This is a genomic window from Methanoregula sp. (assembly GCF_028679125.1).
Lineage (GTDB): Archaea > Halobacteriota > Methanomicrobia > Methanomicrobiales > Methanospirillaceae > Methanoregula.
Genome location: NZ_JAJRCG010000007.1, coordinates 97,533 through 120,072, shown reverse-complemented (window position 1 = coordinate 120,072; position 22,540 = coordinate 97,533). Strand labels below are relative to the sequence as shown.

The following is a 22,540-nucleotide window of genomic DNA, read 5'->3' as shown; positions in this document are numbered from 1 at the left end:
TTGTGATTATTTACGAATCCAAAAATTAACAGACAAAAAAGATTCGAAATATTTTTCCCTTAATTTTATATTGTCACCTTCCTGAATACATACCCCGCACACACCACGACAACCGCAGTAACGATGAGAAGCAGCAGGATCGGAACTGCCGGGATCGATCCTGCGCCCACGTCACGGATCGCATCGATGGCAAAACTGAGCGGGTTGACATGGGCGATGGCGCTGAGCCAGCCGGGCATTGCATCGTACGGCATCAGGGCGCTTGAGGTGAAGAAGAGCGGCATCGTCACCATGGCCGAGAATGCTGCAAACGAATCGTGTTCCTCCAGGTAGAGTGCAACCGTGGTCGAGAACGAGGAGATGAAGACCCCGAAGAGGAAGAGGATGAGGTACACCAGACCGTACTGGAGCGGGGTCATCAGTGTAGCACCGATCAGGACCGCAATGACCAGGATGATGGTAGCCTGGAGAAGGCCACGAATCGAGATGAAAAGGATCTTACCGACAAGAATGCTCTCGCGGGGCACCGGCATGGCAAGGAACTTATTCAGGTACCCGAGGATCTTGTCGAACATCAGGAGCGATCCGCTGGCAATCCCGGCGGTCAGGATAGTCATGACAAGGATACCCGGGGTGATGAAGTCAAGGTAATTCCCGGTGAACGTGACCGGGAGGGCACAACCGACAAAGAGCAGCCATGCCGCGGGAAGGACGAGAGCCGAGACGACCCCGACACGGTACCGGATCCACCGGATGAAATCCCGGTAGATATATGTGGTAACGCCTTTCACGATCAGTGCCTCCGGTGAAGCATCATCCGGAATTTCATCTCTTCAAATCCCCGGGGCTCTTCCTGCTTCCCGACAGACTGTAAAAAGACATCATCCAGGGAAGGTTCGCGCAGCGACATGGCCTTCACCCGGTTACCGGCGCGGCCCAGGGCATCGGCAAGGAGCGGGAGCGCCTCGCTGCCGTTCTCGGCAGTGAATGCGTATGCATTCCCCGACTGGCCGACAAACACGAGCCCGTCCAGCTGGACCGGCGAATAATTCCCTTCCAGGGTGACCGTGATGACCGTATTCATCAGCCGAGCCTTCAGTTCCGCCGGGCTCCCGAGTGCCACAACCTTCCCGTGACTGATGATCCCGACACGATCGCAGTACTTGTCGGCTTCGTCCATGTAATGCGTGGTCATGAAGATGGTCATCCCCTTCTTATTCAGGGCATGGATGTGCTGCCAGATGTTCTGCCGGGCCCCGACATCCAGCCCGAGCGTGGGTTCGTCGAGGAAGATCACCTCGGGTTCATGCACGAGCGCCTCGGCCAGTTCGAGCCTGCGACGCATGCCGCCGGAGTATGTCTTTGCCAGATCATGGGCCCGGTCGGTGAGTTCCATGATCCCAAGGAGTTCATCCACTTTGTCCTTGGGATTTGGAATGCCGTAGAGCCGGGCGAAGATGAGCAGGTTCTCCCGCCCGGTCAGGTTGGGGTCGACTGCCATCTCCTGGGGCACGTAACTGATGCATTCCCGGACAAGGTCCGGCTCGCGACGGGTGTCATGGCCGCAGATGCTTGCCGTTCCCGTGGTCTGTGCAAGGAGGGTCGTGAGCATCAGGACCGTCGTGGTCTTGCCGGAACCGTTGGGGCCAAGAAGCCCGAAGATCTCCTTTTCGACCGCGAGGTTCAGGCTGTCGACAGCATAGAGATCCCCGAACTTTTTTGTCAGGTTATCGGCCAGGATGGAGGTCATGCCGCATCCTCACCCGGTTCCCGCATAGTACGTTTCTTCTGCCGGTTTGGTAACTCGCGTGCCGCGATCTGATGAGCAGGGCGCTGTATGATCTCCTCAATCAGGATTGCAGGTTCATACATGCTGCTCCTCGCCCGTCCTCTCGAAGTAGTCCTCGGTCTCAAGATACATCTCCTGTAACTTTTGTATGGTCTCATCATCGGTGTCCCAGAATCCCCGTTCGTGCGCTTCGAGAAGGCGGCCCGCCATACTGTGGAGGGCATAGGGATTATTCTCCTCAATCCACTGCCGGTTCTCTGCAGTGAAGAGGAAGTGCTCGGCAGCTGCCTGGTACTCCCAGTCATCCACGGCATCTGAAGTGGCGTCCCAGGCAAAGGTGTACTCAATCGCGTTCATGATCTCCTGCACTCCACGGAAACCATGCGGTTTCAGACCCTCCATCCAGCGGGGATTCAAAACCTTACTCCGGAAAAGAAACCGGATCTCTTCATCAAGGAGCCGCGTCTTCACGTTCTTCGGGTCGGACGCCTCGCCGATGACCGAGACCGGGTCCTTGTTTCCATAGGCCTTGACGCAGGCATTCATCCCCCCAAGGAAGATGTACGGATCGTCCGTATCCAGGATATCAAACTCCCGTGAAACGAGGTTCTTGACGGTTGCATCCAGTTTCCCGAACTGCTCACGGAAGAGTTCCGGGACATTCTCCCCGTGGAACTTCCTGCCATAGGCATAGGCACCCCAGGTGGTGTACACATCCGCCAGGTTCTTTCTCTCCGCCCATGCCGATGCATGCACGACCTCCCCCACGGCACAGCCATGGTTACCGGGAGGGTCGCCGAAGATCCGGATGAGCGCCTGATCGCGTGCCTCCGCTTCGGGCATTCCCGCCTTCAGCTTCTCCAGCAGGTCCTGCTTCAGATGTGCGGCAAGGAAGTTGACATCGTCAGCTTCATCAAGGGTCGCGATACTCTCAACACCTTCATCAATCAGCGAAACAAGGTCCGGGAAGGTGTCGCGAAAGAGCCCGCTGATGCGGAGCGTTACGTCTATGCGGGGTCTTTTAAGTTCCTTTGCCGGAACCACTTCAATTCCGGTCAGGGAGCCACCCCGTTCCGACCAGACAGGTCGTAGTCCCATCAGCCAGATGATATACGCGATGTCATCGCCACCGGTCCTCATGGCATCAGAAGCCCAGACGACTATACCGACCCGTTGTGGATACTCTCCCTTCTCCGTCACGTATCGTGCGACCATCTGGTCTGCCATGGCCATGCCGGTCTTCCAGGCCGCAGGTGTCGGGATGGTCGCCGGATCAAGGGAGTAGCAATTTCGGCCGGTAGGGAGGAGATGGGCGTTACCCCGCGTCGGATCGCCGCTTGGCCCGGGTGGGATGTACCCTGCATCGAGAGCCCGCACCATGTTTGCGAGTTCGTCGGTTGTCTGCCCGATGCCGGGGACAATGGCGGTACAGATGTACCGGGCGGACAGTTCCAGTGCATCATTCCCGTTCCCAAATGTTTCGCGTACTCCTTCGATCACGGCATCCGGATCGAAGGATACTAAAGCCATCTTCGCGATAAGTTCGCGGGTCCGGAAATCAACCCTATCGATAAGGGTACCATTCATCTCTCCGAATCTGTCATTAAAGCCGGATGGATTTACAAGGAGTTCTGAAAGCGAGAGCGAGAGCGCTTTTGCTACGCTTCCACGCAATGAGGGGACTTTCCCGTTCTCCAGCCGGGACAGGGCATATACCATCTCAAGAAGCCGATCGCCTGTGGGGGGGAGACCCAGGATATGCAGCCCGTCTTTGATGATAACATCCCGGACTTCGCAGATATAATCATAGATCCGTTCTGCATTCTCCGCCACCTGTTCCCGGGATACGCTGGCCGGAAGACCAAGGTCGTTTGTCAGGTTGTTGGCAACAACAATTGCGTGTGCCTCCTCAGCCTGTTCCGTGGCCTTCTGGAGTTCCCCTCCGCGTTTTGCACGGAGGTATTCCTGCAAAATGCTGTCAAGCCGGGCTAACTCTCCATACCCTTCGGCCCGCATCATCGCCGGTATCATATGCGTGAGGATAACTGCCCAGCTTCGTCGTTTCGCCTGGACTGCCTCACCGGGATCGTTGATGATGTACGGATAAATGTGGGGCATATCCTCGAAGATGACATCCGGGTAACACTCCTCTGACATGGCATTGCCCTTACCCGGCAGCCATTCGAGTGTGCCGTGCGTGCCGACATGAATGACGGCCTGGGCACCGAACACGTTCTTCATCCACCGGTAATAGGCCAGGTAGTGGTGGGGCATCACGATGTCATTGGAATGGATCAGGGACTCGACCTGTTCAAAGAGGCCCCGGGGTGGCTGAATGCCAATGAAGACGTTCCCGTTGATGAGACCCGGCATGCAGAGTTCTCCATCACTCACAAAAAGTTCCCCCGGCGCATCACCCCAGTCTGCGGCGATCTTGACCCGGTTCTTCTTCGGGATCTTCCGGAACCATTCGCGGTAGAGCGCGGAACTGACCGTGCCGGCAGCCCGTTCCTTCATCTGTACATCCGACATCCAGCTGGTGTCATTCGTGAGAGCGGCGATCATCTTCTTGATGAGTTCGTCTCCGGATTCGGGGATCTGGTCCACCCGGTACCCGGCCTCCCGGAGCCGGTGGAGCATCCCGATCACGCTCTGGGGCGCATCAAGAGCGGCGGCATGGCCTAGTCCGTCTATGTCCCCGGTGTACTGGTACAGGAGGATCGCCACTTTCCGATCCTGTACCGGCGTCCTTCCCAGTTCTGCCCAGCGGCGGGCCATCGCCGCCACGCGCCCGGGACGGCCCGGGATGGGCAGTGCCCGGTTTGTCTGCCCCCCATATTCTCCGGTTGACGCTAACGGAATGGTGATGATCTGCCCGTCAAACTCCGGCAGGATGACCCCGGATGAGATCTCCAGGGAGGTGAGACCCGATGCGTCATGAGACCATGCATCATACGTGCGGTGCATCGTGATGGTCTGGAGCAGGGGTACACCAAGGTCGATAAAAAAATTGTATGCCGGTTCGGTCCGGGTCCCGTCATTGGGATCCGAGAGGGTTAACTGGGACAGCATCATGTTGAGAATTAAGACATCAATGATGGGGGTGCCATCCGTGATCAGGTTGTTCTCGATGAATTTCCGGATGCCGATTGCCCCGGTGACCGGGTTCGGCTGGGTGATAAGAAAGAACGGAAGGGCATTCATGCCCTGTGATTCGATCGCGGCAACCAGTGCATCGACCGCGATGAGGTTTTCGCGGATATAAGTGGTCTGGTGAATAAGGATCCCGATGGTAGGCCGTGACGGCTCGATCCGTGCCTTGTGAGAGGTCAGATCCCAGACCCCGGGAAGAGAGGGATGATAGAACCCTTCTGTCGGGGGATACCTGATCGGGGGCACTTCGATCTGGGCCCCGCCAATGACTTTACACGCCCAGAGTACAAGGTTTTTCGTGTTCTCCTTTCCCCCCAGCTCAATGCAGGCCTGGATAAAATCATAGTCATCATCGCAAAAGGGGAAAAGGCTGCGGTACTCCTTCATCTCTTCGGGCAGGGTACTCCCCACAAAGATAGGGATGGCATGTTTCTTTGCAACCGCGATGAGCTGCTCAAATCTTTTGAAATGCCGGATGCTCCCATGGTAGCCGATGACAAGCAGATCGCACTTGGGAAGCTGAGTCTTCAACAGGTCTGCACATTTTTTCTCATTTGCATCGAGCTGGTCGGATGCCACCTGGATGATCTCCGGGACCGGTCCAAGGCTTTTACATGCTTCTGCTGCCTGCACAAACCAGGGGTTCTCGGTGATGCCCGGGCAGGTATACATGATCTTCATTGTAATGAACTCCCCACCATGCGGTAACTAACACAGATCCTGAATCGCGAGGATCTTTTTATCGGTGTGCCTGGTACCGGGTTGCTGTGAATGAAAATGGCCATACAAAAAAAGGATAATTGGGTTACACATTCGCAATGATCTCACCGGAGTTAATGGTCTTCCCGCTGACCCGGTCAATGATCATATACTGGACCGCCTTATTCACCGGGAAACCGAACCCATTCTTTGCACCCTCCTTCTGGAGGATAAGATATGTCTGATCGTACACATCGTTCTGATAGTTCGCGTCAAATGTTAACTTAAACTTGTCACCCGTTTTGATGAACCCGTCGGCATTATTCCCGATCTCTTCGAGATATGTCTTATCAGCAGGATCATCCCGACAGGAATATGCAGTCGTGGTATCCGTCACCGGTTTATCCGAAGGGCCAAGGGTTGTTTTGGTATTTCCGTTCTGGAACGATACTTCGATATCATTGAGATTAAAACTGTCCCCGCCATCGTGCGCGAAGAGGATGTAATTATTCTCACATGTGTATCCCACGGGGAAATGATCGCCAACACCCGTATTGTTGACGCCTTTGATACCATCGCCAAGATTAACTACTGCGGACAGGGTTGCCTGCGGCGTCTTCTTCTCAGAACCGGTCATGCCCCCGGCAAATGCCGATACCACGGCCGCAATGATGATGGTGACCACCAGCATCAGCATCACGCCCACCACCGGGGATACTGCGGAATCATTATTTTTTGAGATCATCTGACAACAACCTCCTTGTCAAGAAGGTACTTCCCACTGGGAACATGCAGAATTTTTACCTCGACAACACTCCCGGATTTCAGGCTGGGATCATCAAATGTGTCGGGATCAGTTTTAGTTGCACCCGCAGTCCAGTTCATACCAAGGAGCTCCGCAGTCCCCCGGAGATTATATGTTGTCATCACATCCCCGGTTTTGATGGTGAAATTGCCAAAGTCCTTGGTTTCCGGGCTGCTGGAAGCATATCCCGTGGTCATATCGCCAAGATAGGGAACACGGACATCCGACTTACTTCCCCAATAGAGTAACGAGACATTACTCAATTTAGACTGGGTGTGCTTGTAGGTGTATCCGCTCTTGTTGGTGAAGTACGTGATAATCTGGAGATCTTTTGTGGGTAGCGGATCCCCGCTCAGGTGCTTAAAATTGATCATTGGTACATTGCTTCCCATGCCATTATCAGCACTTAGATCTATGGTCACATCCATCGATACCGTGGGAGCTTTCTTGGATGTATCCCCAAGACCCCCGGCAAATGCACTCACTACCGCTGCAATGATGATCACGACCACCAGCATCAGCATCACGCCGACAACCGGAGATACCGCACATTCAGTTTGTGCCCGATTCTGTTTTTCGATTATTTCTGACATAATTATCCTCAGTTTTCACCGAATCTTCTCGTCTGTTGTTCTGGAAATAAAACGGGCTTACAGGACGCCCGGTTGATTCATAGGGACAGGTCATCCATCATTTCAGGGTGAACGTGCCGGTCTGGATTACCTTACTGCTCGCCTTATCGATGACCTTGTACTCGCACTTGGTGTGGAGGAACGCGGCGAATCCACCGGCTGCACTTGTCGGCTTCCATGAGAGGGCTTTTCCTTCCGGTGCATAGCCTGCGTCGCTGCTGTCGTAGCAGTTATCGGCGTAGAGCATGAACTTGTCACCCGGATCGATGTACCCGTTGCTGTCACCCACTTCCATCAGGTATGCGGTGACATCCGTGGGCAGGCAGGTGGTAGCGGTACGGTTAATTGCATTGTTCAGCCCAATCGTGATCTTGGCATCCTGGCTCTGTAACTGGATGTAGACATCATTGAGTGCGAACGAATCGCCACCTTTATGTTCGAAGAGCAGGCCGTTCTCTGCTTCAAAGGAGGTGGGATAATCGGGAACATAGTTTGTTTTATCAGTGTCCTGAATACCTGCAATGACGGGAGTAACACCAAGCGTTGCCTGAGGTGCTTTTGAAGAACCGGAGTTGAGACCACCGGCAAATGCACTCACAACTGCGGCAATGATGATGGTCACAACGAGCATGAGCATGACACCCACCACCGGGGAGACTGCTTCATGGTTCATCTGCTTCATTTCACAACAACCTCCTTGTTGAAGATGTACTTGTTGCTGGGAACATGCAGGACTTTGATATCAACCACAGCACCCGTCTTGAAGGATGGATCATCGATGGTGTCCGGTGCCGGCCACGTGCCAGCGGTCCAGGGAAGGCCGAGGAAATCGGCAACCTGGCGGGTACTGCCAACGGCCATGATATCTCCTGTCGATGCAGTATAGTTCCCGAAGTCTGCTTTCGGATTATCTCCTGCAATACCAACAGCAACGGCATCGTTCAGGTACGGGAGCCGGGTATACCCGGTTCCATAGCCATAAAGATCAAAGGCCGTACTCGATGCAGTGTGGCTTGTTTTGTAGACACCCCCCGTTTCATTGGTGAAGTAGGTAACAATACTTAGATCCTTGGTTGGGATCGCGTCGCCACTCAGCATCTCGAAGAGGATCTTCGTGGTTGTTCCCCCCATACCGTCATCCGCTCCGGTGACGATTTTCACATCCATTGCTGCGGAAGGGGTGGCTTTCGTACCGGATCCCAGTCCTCCCGCAAACGCGCTCACAACAGCAGCTATAATAATAGTTACGACAAGCATGAGCATGACGCCCACTACGGGTGAGACGGCATGCTCCGACATGGCTTTTTCACTCACTCTCATTTTTTCTCATCTCCAAATCTTGGCCATCATGCGATGAGTAAAGACACGCCCCCGGAGTGTCAGTGACCACATGGTCCAACCGTAGATGACTCGATCAAGTAAAGTTGCGTTAAAACTATTTTAATTGTTCATTTCTCTTTTCAAATTTGTAGCAATTATTATTAAAAATTTTAAAAACAGTAGCAAAATCCGGACCAGTTTCCGGTGCTGCAAAAACCCCCCGGAGAATGCTGCGATCGAAAATTTTTATGAGGCTGGAATCACGGTCAGGTCCACGGACCTGACACCTTTCCTTGATTTCAGCTGCTCAAGAAGATCCTTGATCCGTGCATCATCTCCCTGGAGCAGGATAAACTCAAGCGCGGTATCGTTATTCATCGATGCCCGTAACGATGCCCGGATGATCGTCCGGAATCTCTGCTGGATCCGTTCAAGCGATGGCCAGACATCTCTCTGGCGATTATCATAAACCACAGTGATAGTACATTGTTGTTTTTGGGAGACTTCCGCCATGAAATTTGGTCCTTCCTTTCGGTTTCCGGATTGCATCATATGTAAACAACTTATTTTGATTTAACTAAATAAAATTTGCTTATCCAATTGCCTGCCCTATAGCCACAACCAGGATCCATTCCGGGATGATCTCCCTGCATTGGGGGGACATACCTCTGATTAAGTAGTCAGAGAGCCACCGTGTAGAGGAGATCACCTGCCAGATAAAAACCCAGTAAAACACTCCGTTTTCCGATCAGAGCCCATTTTACAGAACCACTTTTTGGATAGTCGCACGTTTTGGCGAATTAGAATACAGTGATTTTGAATGAGGGGAATATTGGGGTCATTTTGACAATCGGAAGGTAATACATCCCTGAAAAAATGTCAATATAGGACCTCCCGGTTTGAGGATCGATCGGCAATCCGGAGATCGGTCCGGCCGGAGGAGCCGGGTGGGGGGTGGATCGGGGTGTTCCATCGAGAGTCGTCATGCCCCGTGGCCTCTTCATGTCACAACAGCTTCGTCTCTTGTGTAGGCTTGGGCACCTTGACCACGAGCACCCGGAAGACACCGGAACTCTCATTTTTCCAGGTGTGCGGGATCCGCGCCGGGCTCTCGACCAGCATATCCTTCCCGACGGTCTCCTTCTCGTTGCCGATCTCGACAACACCGGTGCCTTCCAGCACGTAGAAGAAGACCTCGACCGGTGTGATGTGTTTCTTCAGCGCCTCACCGGGCTGAAGCGTGATGACAACCGCCATCGCATGGGGCGACTCGTAGATCTTCCGGGCATCCACATGGTGCGGGTTGGGACCCGACACTACTTTTGAAACATCGGTAATTTTCATCTGATCTTCCACCTTCCGATATATGCGTCCTGTGTGCGGGGGAGAGATAAGGGTATCCGGGCCCTTACCCGGATCCTCCGCTATCCGCTTTGCCCCGGACCTGAACACCGGTGTGATAGTGTATCCCGGGTACCGCAGCAGCAACCATTGCCTTCCGCTTCACGAGATACCGGCATTTCTGAGGATCGGAGGGGTGGCACCCGGCCACCTGCTCGATCCTGAGAACACGATACGGGAACCGGCCGAACGATCCGAACTCAAGGCGCCGCAAAAAACCGGAGACCGTGTTGCACTGGTACCGGGTCAGGCCGAAGCAGTCCCGGAGCTCCTGCACCGTGACCCACCGCACATCGGCATCCTGCTCTGCCATGAACTGATCCAGCAGCTCCGGGATCCCATCATATTTTCTCATGGTTTTTGGAATCGTGCCCTATTTCGGATCGGATTCGATCTCCCGTACCAGGTGCTCCATCACGGAGTCCACCGCCCGCCAGGTCGGGGAGTCCGCGTGCCGGAGGATATAGGGTCGGCCCTCGTCCCCGGCCTTCACCATCTCCGGGTCAAGGGGGATGGCCCCGAGGAACGGGACACCCAGATCCTCTGCTGCCTTCTTCCCGCCACCGGCACTGAAGAGGTTCACGATCTCCCCGCAGTGGGGGCAGACCATCCCGCTCATGTTCTCGATGACCCCGAGGACCGGCAGGTCGAGTTTCTCAATAAACTTGGCCGCCCGCATCGCGTCCATTACGGCCACATCCTGCGGGGTTGTTACGATGACCGCACCCCGCACATGGGGGGCCAGCTGGGCGATCGTGAGCGCCTCGTCACCGGTGCCGGGCGGGAGGTCCACGACAAGGTAATCGAGTGCACCCCAGTTCACTTCGGCAAGGAACTGCTGGATGGCCACCATCTTCATCGGGCCGCGCCAGACCACCGGCGTGCTCGTGTCCGGCAGGAGGAATGCCATAGAAATGACCGCGAGGTTGCCGGTGACATGGACCGGCTCGATCATCGTTCCCAGCACGGCAGGGCGCTGGTCCTCGATCCCCAGCATCTTGGGGATGTTGGGGCCGTGGAAGTCGAGGTCGAGCAGGCCGACTTTTTTCCCCTTGTTCGCCAGAGCGTAGGCGAGATTCACGGAGACCGTGGACTTCCCCACGCCGCCCTTCCCGCTCAGCACGAGGATCACGTGCTTCACATCGATCTTTGCCTTCGGGGGCAGCCCCTTGGGGGCAGCGTGCGGTTGTGCGGACGGGCAGGTATCGCAGTTGTCCGTGCAGTTCTCATCGCAGATCTTCTCATCGTGTGCGGATTGTTCTGTCATGGTACCAGTATCCAAAAATATTCAGGGGATTTGTGCCCCGGTTCTCAGTCGTGCTTCTCGTCTTCCGTGACCTGGGCAAGGATTGCAGCGGTCGGGCCGATATCGATGATCTTCCCGCCCCGCATCAGCGCCAGCCGGTCGCAGATATCCCGGACAAAGTCCATGTCGTGCGAGACCACGATGAAAGTCTCATCCATCTCGTCCCTCGCATGCAGGATCGAGTGCTTCACGTCCTGCTTGGTGATGGGGTCCATCGTGCCGGTCGGCTCATCGAGGATCACGAGCCGGGGCTCGCGGATGAGCACCTGCGCAAGGGCCACGCGGTGCCGCTCGCCATCGGAGAGTTCGCCCGGGAACCGGTTCAGAATTTCCCGGGATTTCTCTTCGGTGAACCCGGCCATCCGGAGCGTGATCACCGCCTTCCTGATCGCGAGCTCCTTGGGAAATTCCAGTCCGATCGCATCGGTCAGGTTGTCGATCACCGTGCGGTGGGGGAAGAGATCGTACTCCTGGTGCAAAAGGCCGATGTACTCCTTGGCCCGGCCCCGCTGGTCGATACCGGGCTTTGTCATGTCCACCCAGTCGTCACCGATCAGGACATTCATCTCGCCGCTCGTGGGCTCGATGATGCCGGCAATGATTTGGGAGAGCGTGGTCTTGCCCGCCCCGCTCTTCCCGATGATGCCGAAGATCTCCTTCTTGGCCACATCGAAGGTGACCATGTTCACGGCCTTCACCACCCCGCGGTCCACCGAGATGTAACGCTTGGTCACGTCCCGGGCAGAGAGGATCTTCCCGCCCAGTTCCACGGGCTCCGCTTCCCCGATCTCGTGGTAGTCCTTCGCAAACGATCTGATGACGGACTTCGGCGACCCGATGGCGGCGATCTCGCCGTCCACGAGCAGCATTGCACGGTTCGCCATATCCTCGATCACCTGCGAGAAGTGCGAGGTGACGACCATGCCCATCGTGTTCTTCTTTGCCGCTTCGGTGAGCATGCCGTGGACCAGCCGGGCGGTCTCGGGATCGAGCGTGCCCGTGGGTTCGTCGGCAAAGAGCATGGCCGGGTTCTTCGCCAGCTGCCGGGCAAGCACCACCCGCTGCTTCTCGCCACCCGAAAGGTCGCGGGCAATATGCATCATCCGGTGCGAGAGCCGGACCTGGTCGATCAGGTCGGCTGCCCGGGCGACCGCAAGCTCCTGAGGGTAGCGGATGTCATCAAGAGCGTGGAGCACGTTCTCGATCACCCGGTCGTCACCATAGAGCGCGAAGGAGCGCTGGAACATGATGGCGGTCCGGTTCATCACCCGGGACTTCATGCCATCGGTCTTCTCATCCCAGAGATCGACATCCACGGCCGCGAGGTTTCCCCCGCACTCGGGACATTTCCCGCCGGCCCGGCTCTGGACATCCATGTATGCGCAGCGGTCGCAGGCGGCCATGTGGTAGATGACCGTGCCTTTGGTCGGCGGCTGTTCAACGCCCCGGAGCAGGTGCATGAGCACGCTCTTTCCGGCCCCGCTCCGCCCGATGACTCCCATGATCTCTCCTTCAGGGATCTCGAACGAGACCTTGTTTAAGACCCGGGTATCGTCGAAGTCCATGCAGAGGTCGTGGACACTGATGAATGGTTGTGGCATGATTGCTCGTACGGAATTATTACGCATATGAGCATAAAGATTTAAGGATCGGGATCCAGAGGATTGTATGCGGTGCGGGCGACGTCATGCATCTCCCGGTTACCATCAGGGTACCGCCATGACGGGCACCCGGCCCGCCTGAAAAAAGAGTACGGTTTTAACGCTTGTCCGTCGCATCGCGCGGGCACTTCGGGCACCGGCCTTCCGCTGCCTTTGTGCAGCCGGCCATCTCGATACCCTTGCCATTGACCAGCGCATCGGCAATTTTCCGGCGGGCTTCGTGCAGGTCGCGCCACGCGGTCTTCCGTGAGACGCCAAGTTTCTCTGCCGCCTCTTCCTGTTCGAGCCCTTCGAGGTCGATGAGCCGTATCAGCTCGATCTCATCGGGCTGGAGCGAGATCCCCTGACCCTCCTTCTCCGGGCAGCAGCAGGGTTTGTAACAGCGGGATTCCCCGTTTCCTTCAATGATGCGACGGACACGGGGCCGTCCCCTTCGCGGGCACTCAGGTAACTCTGTAGTTTCATCCGCTGCCATTGCTTTCTCCTGGATATAAGATGTATCCGGAATAGTATAACAGGATTACCGGGTCTGCCGGATGAATTCCCTGGCATCAGGGACCTGATGGCTTCGCGGGGCCGGGCGTTCCCGGACAAGATATTTCCTGATGATCCGGTACGGAGGGACGGTATCCTGGAACTTCTCGATCCGGACTACCTTGTACCGGCAGGAGACGTACGGCCCCTGGTGAATCTTCTTTAAAAATCCGGAGAATGCCGGCCCTGATGATTCGTCCATCCGGAAGAACGAACGGAGTTCACTGACCGTGACCCAGCGCTCTTCTGCACCGGCAGACTTCATGTACTGCTCCAGCAGGTCGGGGATCTCCGGATGGCGGATCATGGCAGGGCACCTTGATCGTCAATAAAAAAAGGCGGGGGCCCTTAATGGCACCGGGGCCCGTGGCCGCAGGGGGTACGTGCAACGTTATCGGTCGTATCGGATCCGCAGCAGCAGGTTTTTCCAAATTTCAGGGGGGATTCGCACTCATCGCGGTGACTCTTTCCCTCTTCATGCTGCTCGTGCGTTTCACCGCAGGCGCAGGTGTGCAGGGTAGTGGCTTTCTTCTCGTTGTTGGATTGTGTGGTTTCTGGCATCTGTTCACCAACCGTACGGGTGTCGTACGATAATTACTCATATGCGCATAAATCATTTAAAGGATCGCCTCGTACACGTAATCGTAAAATCCGGACAAATCCGGACATCTCCCGAGTATACCTCCATGGAACAGTTGATCCATCATGACCACGAAAGAGATATTTCACGGTGTTCCGGGCATCCTGCGCCCGTTCAAGGAATTTATTGAGAAAAAAGGATTGAAATGTGGCGACCAGATCGCCTACTACGGAGTCCCGGGGACCTGCATGCCGTTTGTCGAACTTCTCGCGTTCGCGGTCAGGTCGCTCGAACCGGAACAGGTCTTCGTTCCCTTTGTGGACGAACACAGGGTAAAGAAGATCGGTCACGTTGATGACGTTGGCATGCAGGCCCGTATCGCTCCGGTGACCTGCAGACCAAAAGTCATCGTCATCATGGGCGGGCTTGCGATGCCCAACGTGCCCGTGAAAGCAGAACAGGTGACGGCGGTGCTAAAAAGGCATCCCGGAACGCCGGTCATCGGTGTCTGTTTTATGCACATGTTCGAGAAGGCCGGGTGGCTCTCAACGGTATCGTTCGACTGCCTGATCGATGCAACGATCGATCCGGTTGAAGTGACGAGAAATTCCTGATCCTTTTTTTTAAAAGCATACGAAAAGACCGGCATTTGCCTGTCGGCATGAGAATCTGAAAAAAAAAGAAAAAAATTTGGTTGGGGATGTGCTTACCTTGCGGGGATGATCAGTGAGCGCTCGCCGGCGGGCATGAACTCGCGGATTGCACCACGTGCGAACTCGCGGCGGGGTTCGGAGAAGTCGAACTTGAGCGACGGGTCTGCGAAACAGATCTTGATCAGCGGGGAGAGAACCCATGCGTCCTGGCGTCCGTAGTGGGCGGAGGCGGCGATGGCTGCGTATTCTCCCTGGTGTCCGACGTTCATTGCGTAGTTCGGGTAGTTGGGTCCACGGAGCTCGCCAATGCAACCCTCGTCGGGTCTGATTGACATTGAGTTCGAGGAACCGCACTGGTCCTGCAGGTCGTAGCCGAAGAAGCCGAGACGTGACCAGCCTTCCTTGTGGGCGAGCATGGACATGTACCAGCCGTTCAGGCCAGCGTTCGAGTTTGCAGTAGCGAGTGAACAGGAGATACCTGATGCTGCTGCAAGGACGGATGCACGCTGGGAACCGCCGAAGTGGCTCTCGAGGGTGGTCGGGTACTGTTCGTACTGTTCCATACCGTAGAGCGTGACCTCGGTTGCGATGTCGCTGACGACTTCCTGGGTCTTCTTTGCCTTGCCGATGCCACCGTGCTTGGACTTGATGTAGTCAAGACCATAGTAGCAGTAGTCATCGAGGATGTTGTCGGTGTATGCAGCGGTTGCATACTGGGTGAATCCGACACCACCGGACATGTAGCTGCCGAGCCAGATCTGGTCGAAGAGCATTGCACCTGCACCGACGACTTCAAGGGTTGCCTTGACGGGGTCGTTGGGGTACTTGCGGTCGCCCTGGATCATATCACCGAAGTGACCGAACTTGATGCCACCTGGCTCGTTCGGGCCACGTGCACGGCGTGCGGGCAGGATGTCTGCCATCTGGATAACACCGGCGTGCTTTGCTGCGAATGCGAGGTCAGCGACTGCTGCTTCGCCTGCGCACATGTGGTATGCACCGATGAAGGACATACCGATCTGCATTGCAGACCACCGGGAGGTGGTTCCACCGTCGCAGGTCCTGCTGACGGTTGTCGGGATGTGCACTGCCTGGAACATCGACTTGCCGACTGCTGCCTTTAAGGCTGCTGCGCTCTTTGCGGGGAACAGCTTGTCAAGGTTGAGCAGGAACTGGGGCTCGATGTCGTCTGCCATCTCGTCGTCGCCAGTGAAGATCTTCACGTAGCAGTCGTCGACGAGTGACGGGTGGGTCTCGACCATGTGTTCCTGAACGACTGCGCCGCCTGGCATTGCGTGGTTCAGCACGTGGAGGTACTCGTTGATGGTTTCAGGAGTAACTTCCTTGCCGAGACGCTTCTGGAGGGTGTTGTGGGCAAGGTCAAGACCTACGATGATGGTCCTGCGGATGTCGTCCCACATCTGCTGCATTGCAGCGTTGTTGACGAAGTGGAGGTCGTCGCCCTCGACAAAGACGTTGGTGCCGCTGACTTCGTAGGTCATCAGCTGACGCTGACCGAGCGGGATACCACCGAGGTGGCAGCGCTTGGGGTCGTACATGGAGATGCCGCGGTCCATCTCGGCCTTCTTACCGGCCTTCATGAACTCGACTTTGCGCGGGGACTGCTCAAGACCCTCACGTCCGAAGACGGTTGAGGTTGCTGTCGGGTCCTCTGCGAACTTCTCCTTCATTGCCTTCAGGAAGAGCTTCTGGGTTCTCTCGATTTTTGCTGACTTTGCCATGATTATGCCTCCTTGGGCATGAAGCCGTATTTTACACGGAGTCCGTGGATGCGCTGGATGTATTCGATTGCTTCTGCGTCATCACGGTAGGCGGATCCCACGAGTGAGTGGTAGATCGTGGTGTTTGCCTTGAGCCACTTGGAGTCCATCGGCTTGCCGACTTTGACTTCAGTGTCGAGGGGCTCTCCGATCTGGTTCTTGACGTACTTGACAATGCCGGCCTTCTTGTCGAGGACACAGCGCTGGAGCATGTCGAACATCATTCCGTTCTCATCGAGACGGAGGGAGTGGCCGTGCACGGTTGCACCACGGATACCGCAGAGAGCGGGGTCGAAGAGCTCGGTGTTGACGAGATCCTTGGCGTATTTCTCAAGGTCTCTCTCACGGCATTCGATGATCTGACGGCCGGACAGGGTACCTGGGTCAATGCCGCGGAAGCGGTATGCCTCGAGGTAGGACCTGAGGTAGGGCTGGCAGGGTGCGTTGTACATCGAGTCAGCGAACTGGATGTAGCGGACGCGGTCGCCGGCCTTTGCGCCGTCGGTCGGGGTCACCATCTTGCGGACCGGGCAGGCGGGTTCCTGCTGCTCGGAGAGCGGGGGGTGTGCACTCTTGTAGGCTGAGCCGGGTGCACGGTGTCCCATGATCAGGACGATGTCCTTGTCGGTAACATCGCGAAGCTTAGAGAGCTTGTGGTTGGGGTCCATTGCCTTGCGCCTGTTGTCGGCAACAATAGACTGGCCTGCACAATACTGGGGTTTGTATGCCATTTGTATCACTCCAATGTTTTCTTCTGTTTCACAATTCTCATAACGGATGAAATGACTTCTGCCATCTTCTCGCGTGTGGGGGTCTGGCCCCGGGTCACACCGCTCACAATGGACATGACCGTACCTTTGGTGCGGATCTTGTCCTGCGGGGGCATCACAACCGATGTCTTCACACCCTCCTTTGCGAGATCCTCGTAATCGACTGGGGACTGGGAAACTACGATTGCCTTCACATCACAAGCCTGAAGGATAAAACGGACCTTGTGCACCACATGGGAACGTACATTCCCGTGGTGAAGGATGGCAACCTTGTGCTTCTCAATCTGTGCGATCTCCTTCGGAGTAAGCCCAAAATAAGCGCCGAGGACGCCCCCTCCGATTTTAGGGGCATCCGGCGGAACGCCGCTTCCGGCATTCAGTACCAGCGTGCTGATACTGTATTCAACGCCCTGTTGTCTTAAGCCTGAGGTGATATCACACACCGGCTTCGTCACGTGGCGGCGTCCGGGAGACATCCCGACCACAATGACATCCGGGTAGCGGCATTCGGAGATGGTGCCCCGCTGGGCAAGACCGCCTCCTTTACCCATGCCCATCGCCTCGCGGCAGTCAACAACCTGGGTTACTCGTCCAATCGGCATGATTATTTTATTCCCTGGAGGATTATCGGCTTGGACTTGCTGCTAGGATCTGCAAGGCCGAGCAATGATTTGTCCGCATTCGGGCCGTACTTGCAGTAATCAACAAGTGACGGCTCGGTCTTCATGTATCTCCCTTCCTGTATCCGGAAAGAAAAATTTGTAAAAACCGGTTCGATTGCGGCCTGCAGTGCGGGAACGACGTCGCGGTTCTCAAGCTCAAGCAGGACGGTGCCTACGTGGACCTGGAGGGGAACCTCCTGGTCGCCGACATGGATGGTCTTCCTCATAGGGTGAGGGTTGGCCTGTCCTTTTGCCGGGCCGTAGGGGATTGTTGCAGGAAGGCGAGGTCCGTTAAGGACCATGCGCCGGACACCGGCAACGCTCACAACTTTGTTGAGAAGTTTCTCCGTAGTCTCGGGGTTGAGCAGACGCTCGGTGATGATCCTGCACTGGGGGAACGTGGCTTCTGTCATTCGTATCCTTGAGGGGCTTAAATGCCCTTTGCAATTGCCTGCATCGGCTTCTTGAATGCTTCAATCTGGCCGAATGTGTCCTGGTAGACCTTCGAGGTGTGTTCGGGGCCGAACATCTGGGTGCCTGCATCAAGTGCACAGGCTGCCGCGATACAGGGCATACCGACACCGGCTGCGTGCCGGGTTACGACGTGGTTACCGTTGAAGACACCGGGGCCGCCGCCACCGTAGATCGAGTGGCTGAAGAACGAGAACCCGACTGCAACACCCATTGCGCGACCGAAGTCGGAGCCTGGGAGGCCGGTCTCGTGCTCGAGCAGGTCGTTGAAGTAGAGCAGGGTTGCTGAGACTGCCTGGGCGAAACGTCCGGCACCGCAGTTAACCATGGTTGCTGCAAGGGTACCTGCAGATGCGTAGGCATTCCAGAGCATGGGGTCCTTGGTCTCGTAGAAGATGTAACCGCTCTTGCCCTTCTTGCCTGCCTTGATGACCTTGTCCTCAATGGCACGCTCGACGAGGCTCTGCACGACAGTACCGATGGTTCCGGTCTTGCCGTTCTTCTTGACGAGGTCGTAGACGATGTTGTTCGCGTTGAGGCCCTGGTATGCGAAGAGAAGGAGCTGTGCCCGCTCGAACGGACCTACAGCGTTACCCATCTCCCACTGTCCTGCCTGCTCGAAGGTGGACATCAGTGTTGCAGCCTGGACTGCATTCCGGTGGGTCATCATAACCGCGTGGTTTGCGGGGATGTTGCGGAGTGCGTAGCCGAGGCCTTCGTTGTTCTGCGGGATGGACATAATCGAGATGACGTTGCCGCCCTGCATGTCCATTGTCTGCGGGTAGGTACCCCAGACTGCTGCCTTGATGTACGAGCCGTCGAACATGTCGACCTTGTACTGGTCAACCACTGCATAGGTGGTGGCTGCTGCAACGTTGGTTGATGCAACATCGTAGGTTGCGGCTGCGTTCATGCGTGCAGTCGGGATCTCAACGAGGAGCATCTTGCCGCCGCCGACCTTGGTGATCTTGGTGTCGTCGCCAGCGGTGACCTGGATCATGTCCTTGATCTTGGCTGAGATTGCGTCACTGTCCTTGACAATGCTGCAGTTCATGCTGCGGCCAAGGATCTGGTTGGACTTGCCGCCGACCTTTCCGGTCTTGAGTGCGTCCTCGATACCCTGTAAGTTGACTGCTACCGTCCTCTTGGTGAGGTCGATAACCTGCAGTGCGCCCTTGTTGACAACGGGGCTGATCCTGTCAATCGTGACATTGCTCTTTAAGAGCTTACCCTCATCGTCGTAGAGGTCGATCGTGTCTTTAAATTTTGCCATTTGAATTCCTCCAAATTTTCGTGTTTAACCGCGATACAATACTGTCACTGAACGAGAGCGTGTACTCTTGAGGTACACGAGTAATGAATGAAAGTCGCTATTGCACGTCCCCTAAGATGGGACATTGAATAATTCCCAATTTTGCCATATAAGCGTTCCTATTTTATACCGGAACGGATTTTTATTTTTTATGGTGAATCAATAAGAAAAACGGGGCAATGTTCAAATACTACATATATTTAAGGTTTCATTTTTTTACGCAGTATTACAATAGTTCGATTTGGTCTCACTAATTGTTATCACAATAACAGAAATTTTCTACTTTTGTATGCGCTGTATATAAAAAATGTGGGGTTGGGGATCAGATCCCTGATGCGTTGAGGGGATCCCGTTCAACCCATGGATTTGCAGTGCGTTATTTCTTCAGCTCGTTGATAGGGCTGGGACCAAGTTCATTGATGGTCTTGACCACATCAGTGATGACGGCGCCCCACTTTGCTCCTTCGGATGCTGAGACAAAGGTCATCCTGAAGCGGCGGTCGTCGAGACCGATGCTTTTCATCAGGCGCTTGACCATGAACATACGCTTGGCTCCCTTGTAGTTGCCTTCAAGGTAGTGGCAGTCACCGAAGTGGCATCCTGAAACGAGGACACCATCAGCGCCGTCAGCGAATGCCTTCAGCACGAAGAGTGAGTCGATACGGCCGGTGCACATCACACGGACGACACGGACATCGGGGGGGTACTGGATACGGCCACCACCGGCAAGGTCAGCACCGGCATAGGAACACCAGTTGCAGAGAATGCCGATGATCTTGGGCTGCCAGATACCGGGGCCACGCTTGGGGATAGGGAAATTTCCGGGTGCTGACATTTACTGCTCACCTCCGAGCAGGAATGCATCGATCTGTGCCACGATCTGCGGGGTTGTGAAGTGGTTCATCCATATGGCGCCACCGGGGCAGAAGCCACCGCAGGTACCGCAGCCTTTACACTTGGCCTCGGTGACCTGCATGACCGTCCGTCCGTCCTTCTCAACGAGTGAGAGCGCGGAGTACGGACAGAGGTTGACACACATACCGCAGCCTGCACACTTCTCCGGGATACAACTGGCGAAGTAGGGCTCGAGCTCGACTTCTCCCATGTGGATCGGGATGCTGGCTGCAGATGCTGCGCCTTCGGCAGATGCTACCGTGTCAGGGATATCCTTGGGACCCTGGCAGACCCCGGCAAGGAAGACACCGGCTGTGGTGGTTCCGCACGGGTTCAGCTTCGGGTGGGCTTCGAGAAGCCATCCATCGCTTGAACAGGAGACACCGAAGAGCTTGCGGGTCCGGTTGGTATCCGCTGCCGGCTGGATTGCAGCAGCGAGCACGACCATGTCGACTTCCATGTCGATGGGGCGGTCGAGAAGCGTGTCGTCTGCCATCACGTGAAGGTTCTTTGTTGCCTTGTCTTCGATGATGTTGGCGACACGGCCGCGGATGAACTTCGCGCCTTCGTCCTGGATGCGGTAATAGAACTCTTCGTACATCTTACCGAATGAACGGATATCCATGTAGAAGATGTAGGGAACACATCCCGGGATCTTTTCAATGATCTGGTGGGCGTGTTTCAGCGAGTACATACAACAGAACCGTGAGCAGTACGGCTTGCCGGTACCGGTGTTGTCACGTGACCCTGCACAGAGTACGAACCCGACTCTCTTGGGGGTTTCGCCATCGCTCGGGCGGACAAGGTGGCCGCCGGTCGGGCCGGATGCGCAGATGAGCCGCTCGAATTCGAGACTGGAGATGACGTTCTCGTACCGCTTGTAGCCCCATTCCTGTTTATTTTCGATGGGGAAGATGTCGTAACCGGTTGCGAGGATCGCAGTACCGACCTTGACCTTGACAAACTCGTCCTTCATCTCGAGGTCGATTGCCCGCTTCTCGGGACCGCAGGCAGTCACACAGAGGCCGCACTTGACACAGGAGGTGAAGTCGATGGTGTAGATAAGAGGAACGACCTGCGGGTGGTTGACGTAGATGGCCTTCCTTGGCTTCATGCCGATTTCGAATTCATTCGGCTTGATAACCGGGCAGACCCCTTCGCAGTCTCCGCAGCCGTTACAGCCGCCGCCAACAATGCCCTTTGCTTCTGCCTCCTTGGGTGTCATCACGCCGCGTGCCTTCTTGCGGATGGTGACATCGAAGTTACCAATATACCCTTCGACTTCATGGACCTCAGACCAGGTCATGAGTTCGATATTGGGGCTCCTGCCGACATCCACCATCTTCGGTGTTAAGATACACTGCGAACAGTCGAGGGTCGGGAAGGTCTTGTCGAGCTGGGACATGCGTCCGCCGATGCTCATATCTTTCTCAATCAGGTAAGTCTTGATCCCTGCTGCTGCAAGGTCAAGGGCTGCCTGCATACCGGCAACACCGGCACCGACGACCATTGCCGCCTTCTCAACCGGCACCGCCTTGGGGTGGAGATCCTGGAGGAGTGCTGCCTTTGCAACGGCAATCCTGATGGCATCCTTTGCCTTATCCGTTGAACCTTCGCGGTCGTGCATGTGCACCCACGAGTTCTGGTCCCGGATGTTTGCCATCTCGAACCGGAACGGGTTCAGGCCGCCATCCTTGGTGGCCGTCCTGAAGGTCGGCTCATGGAGACGCGGGGTGCAGGCTGCGACAACGACACCTGTCAGCTTGTGGTCCTTGATTGCCTTGTGAATGACCGTCTGACCGGGCATCGAGCACATGTACTTGTAGTTGTCAACATAGGCAACATGCGGGAAGGTCTTTGCAGCTTCCTGCACAGCTTCGATATCCATTGACCCGGCGATGTTGGTACCGCAGTGGCAGATGAACACGCCGATGCGTGCGTCTTCTGCCTTGGCAAGGTTGTCAATGGGTGATTTTGCCGGAGCCTCTTCTGCCTTAGGCTTTGCTGCAGGTGCTGCAGCCTGCTTCTTGACTTCCTGTTTCACGGGAGCTACCTTCTTGGTGTCCTTCTTGGACTCGGTCTTCTTGGTGGTTGATTTCTTTTCTGCCATTTTTACC

General features: G+C 55.8%; 24 protein-coding genes. 1 reads left to right on the top strand and 23 read right to left on the bottom strand.

Annotated features, from left to right (window positions below):
* Positions 1–65 precede the first annotated feature (65 nt).
* The 16 genes from LUQ43_RS06985 to LUQ43_RS06910 form a co-directional block, all read right to left on the bottom strand.
* Positions 66–791, bottom strand: a complete 726-nt coding sequence (locus LUQ43_RS06985) for an ABC transporter permease (RefSeq protein ID WP_299965571.1) — start codon at positions 789–791, stop codon at positions 66–68.
* Between the two features lie 2 nt (positions 792–793).
* Entirely contained in the window at positions 794–1,750 is a 957-nt protein-coding gene (locus tag LUQ43_RS06980) for an ATP-binding cassette domain-containing protein (RefSeq protein ID WP_299965569.1), read from the bottom strand.
* Positions 1,747–1,872, bottom strand: a complete 126-nt coding sequence (locus tag LUQ43_RS06975) for a hypothetical protein (RefSeq protein ID WP_299965567.1) — start codon at positions 1,870–1,872, stop codon at positions 1,747–1,749. Before LUQ43_RS06975 ends, LUQ43_RS06980 begins: the two co-directional genes overlap by 4 nt.
* Positions 1,865–5,623: a cobaltochelatase subunit CobN gene (gene cobN, locus LUQ43_RS06970; protein WP_299965564.1), complete on the bottom strand. Its 3,759-nt coding sequence runs from the start codon at positions 5,621–5,623 to the stop codon at positions 1,865–1,867. The genes LUQ43_RS06975 and cobN overlap by 8 nt, the downstream gene beginning before the upstream one ends.
* Before the next feature lie 124 nt (positions 5,624–5,747).
* Positions 5,748–6,386 carry a type IV pilin N-terminal domain-containing protein gene (locus LUQ43_RS06965; RefSeq protein WP_299965562.1) on the bottom strand — a complete coding sequence of 213 codons (639 nt, stop codon included), beginning with the start codon at positions 6,384–6,386 and terminating at the stop codon, positions 5,748–5,750.
* Positions 6,383–7,039, bottom strand: a complete 657-nt coding sequence (locus LUQ43_RS06960; protein WP_299965560.1) for a type IV pilin N-terminal domain-containing protein — start codon at positions 7,037–7,039, stop codon at positions 6,383–6,385. Before LUQ43_RS06960 ends, LUQ43_RS06965 begins: the two co-directional genes overlap by 4 nt.
* Positions 7,040–7,136: 97 nt before the next feature.
* Entirely contained in the window at positions 7,137–7,760 is a 624-nt protein-coding gene (locus LUQ43_RS06955; protein WP_299965558.1) for a type IV pilin N-terminal domain-containing protein, read from the bottom strand.
* Complete coding sequence (locus LUQ43_RS06950; RefSeq protein ID WP_299965556.1) at positions 7,757–8,398, bottom strand: type IV pilin N-terminal domain-containing protein; 642 nt, start codon at positions 8,396–8,398, stop codon at positions 7,757–7,759. Before LUQ43_RS06950 ends, LUQ43_RS06955 begins: the two co-directional genes overlap by 4 nt.
* 246 nt (positions 8,399–8,644) lie before the next feature.
* Positions 8,645–8,911, bottom strand: a complete 267-nt coding sequence (locus LUQ43_RS06945) for a hypothetical protein (RefSeq protein WP_299965553.1) — start codon at positions 8,909–8,911, stop codon at positions 8,645–8,647.
* Between the two features lie 492 nt (positions 8,912–9,403).
* Complete coding sequence (locus tag LUQ43_RS06940; protein ID WP_299965551.1) at positions 9,404–9,742, bottom strand: cupin domain-containing protein; 339 nt, start codon at positions 9,740–9,742, stop codon at positions 9,404–9,406.
* Between the two features lie 64 nt (positions 9,743–9,806).
* On the bottom strand, positions 9,807–10,154 hold the full coding sequence (locus LUQ43_RS06935) for a hypothetical protein (protein WP_299965548.1): 348 nt from the start codon (positions 10,152–10,154) through the stop codon (positions 9,807–9,809).
* 18 nt (positions 10,155–10,172) lie between these two features.
* Positions 10,173–11,066, bottom strand: a complete 894-nt coding sequence (locus LUQ43_RS06930; protein ID WP_299965546.1) for an Mrp/NBP35 family ATP-binding protein — start codon at positions 11,064–11,066, stop codon at positions 10,173–10,175.
* A gap of 44 nt (positions 11,067–11,110) precedes the next feature.
* A complete protein-coding gene (atwA, locus tag LUQ43_RS06925; protein WP_299965544.1) occupies positions 11,111–12,706 on the bottom strand; it encodes a methyl coenzyme M reductase system, component A2 in 1,596 nt (531 codons plus the stop codon).
* A gap of 157 nt (positions 12,707–12,863) precedes the next feature.
* Positions 12,864–13,241, bottom strand: coding sequence for a DUF134 domain-containing protein (locus tag LUQ43_RS06920; protein WP_299965542.1), 378 nt, complete (start codon positions 13,239–13,241; stop codon positions 12,864–12,866).
* A gap of 45 nt (positions 13,242–13,286) precedes the next feature.
* Positions 13,287–13,607, bottom strand: a complete 321-nt coding sequence (locus LUQ43_RS06915) for a hypothetical protein (protein WP_299965539.1) — start codon at positions 13,605–13,607, stop codon at positions 13,287–13,289.
* A gap of 41 nt (positions 13,608–13,648) precedes the next feature.
* Positions 13,649–13,861 carry a hypothetical protein gene (locus LUQ43_RS06910; protein WP_299965537.1) on the bottom strand — a complete coding sequence of 71 codons (213 nt, stop codon included), beginning with the start codon at positions 13,859–13,861 and terminating at the stop codon, positions 13,649–13,651.
* 144 nt (positions 13,862–14,005) lie between these two features.
* Between LUQ43_RS06910 and LUQ43_RS06905 the strand changes: the two genes are divergently transcribed.
* Positions 14,006–14,494, top strand: coding sequence for a DUF2124 domain-containing protein (locus LUQ43_RS06905; RefSeq protein ID WP_299965535.1), 489 nt, complete (start codon positions 14,006–14,008; stop codon positions 14,492–14,494).
* 92 nt (positions 14,495–14,586) lie between these two features.
* On the opposite strand, the gene mcrA is transcribed toward LUQ43_RS06905, so the two are convergent.
* From mcrA to LUQ43_RS06870, 7 genes are all read right to left on the bottom strand, one after another.
* On the bottom strand, positions 14,587–16,275 hold the full coding sequence (gene mcrA, locus LUQ43_RS06900; RefSeq protein WP_299965533.1) for a coenzyme-B sulfoethylthiotransferase subunit alpha: 1,689 nt from the start codon (positions 16,273–16,275) through the stop codon (positions 14,587–14,589).
* 2 nt (positions 16,276–16,277) lie between these two features.
* Complete coding sequence (gene mcrG / locus LUQ43_RS06895; protein WP_299965531.1) at positions 16,278–17,045, bottom strand: coenzyme-B sulfoethylthiotransferase subunit gamma; 768 nt, start codon at positions 17,043–17,045, stop codon at positions 16,278–16,280.
* Between the two features lie 5 nt (positions 17,046–17,050).
* Entirely contained in the window at positions 17,051–17,686 is a 636-nt protein-coding gene (mcrC, locus tag LUQ43_RS06890) for a methyl-coenzyme M reductase I operon protein C (protein ID WP_299965529.1), read from the bottom strand.
* Between the two features lie 2 nt (positions 17,687–17,688).
* Entirely contained in the window at positions 17,689–18,159 is a 471-nt protein-coding gene (mcrD, locus tag LUQ43_RS06885) for a methyl-coenzyme M reductase operon protein D (protein WP_299965527.1), read from the bottom strand.
* Positions 18,160–18,176: 17 nt separating this feature from the next.
* Positions 18,177–19,490, bottom strand: coding sequence for a coenzyme-B sulfoethylthiotransferase subunit beta (gene mcrB, locus LUQ43_RS06880; protein WP_299965525.1), 1,314 nt, complete (start codon positions 19,488–19,490; stop codon positions 18,177–18,179).
* 415 nt (positions 19,491–19,905) lie between these two features.
* Complete coding sequence (locus LUQ43_RS06875; protein WP_299965523.1) at positions 19,906–20,364, bottom strand: hydrogenase iron-sulfur subunit; 459 nt, start codon at positions 20,362–20,364, stop codon at positions 19,906–19,908.
* Complete coding sequence (locus tag LUQ43_RS06870) at positions 20,365–22,533, bottom strand: CoB--CoM heterodisulfide reductase iron-sulfur subunit A family protein (RefSeq protein ID WP_299965521.1); 2,169 nt, start codon at positions 22,531–22,533, stop codon at positions 20,365–20,367.
* Positions 22,534–22,540: the final 7 nt, after the last annotated feature.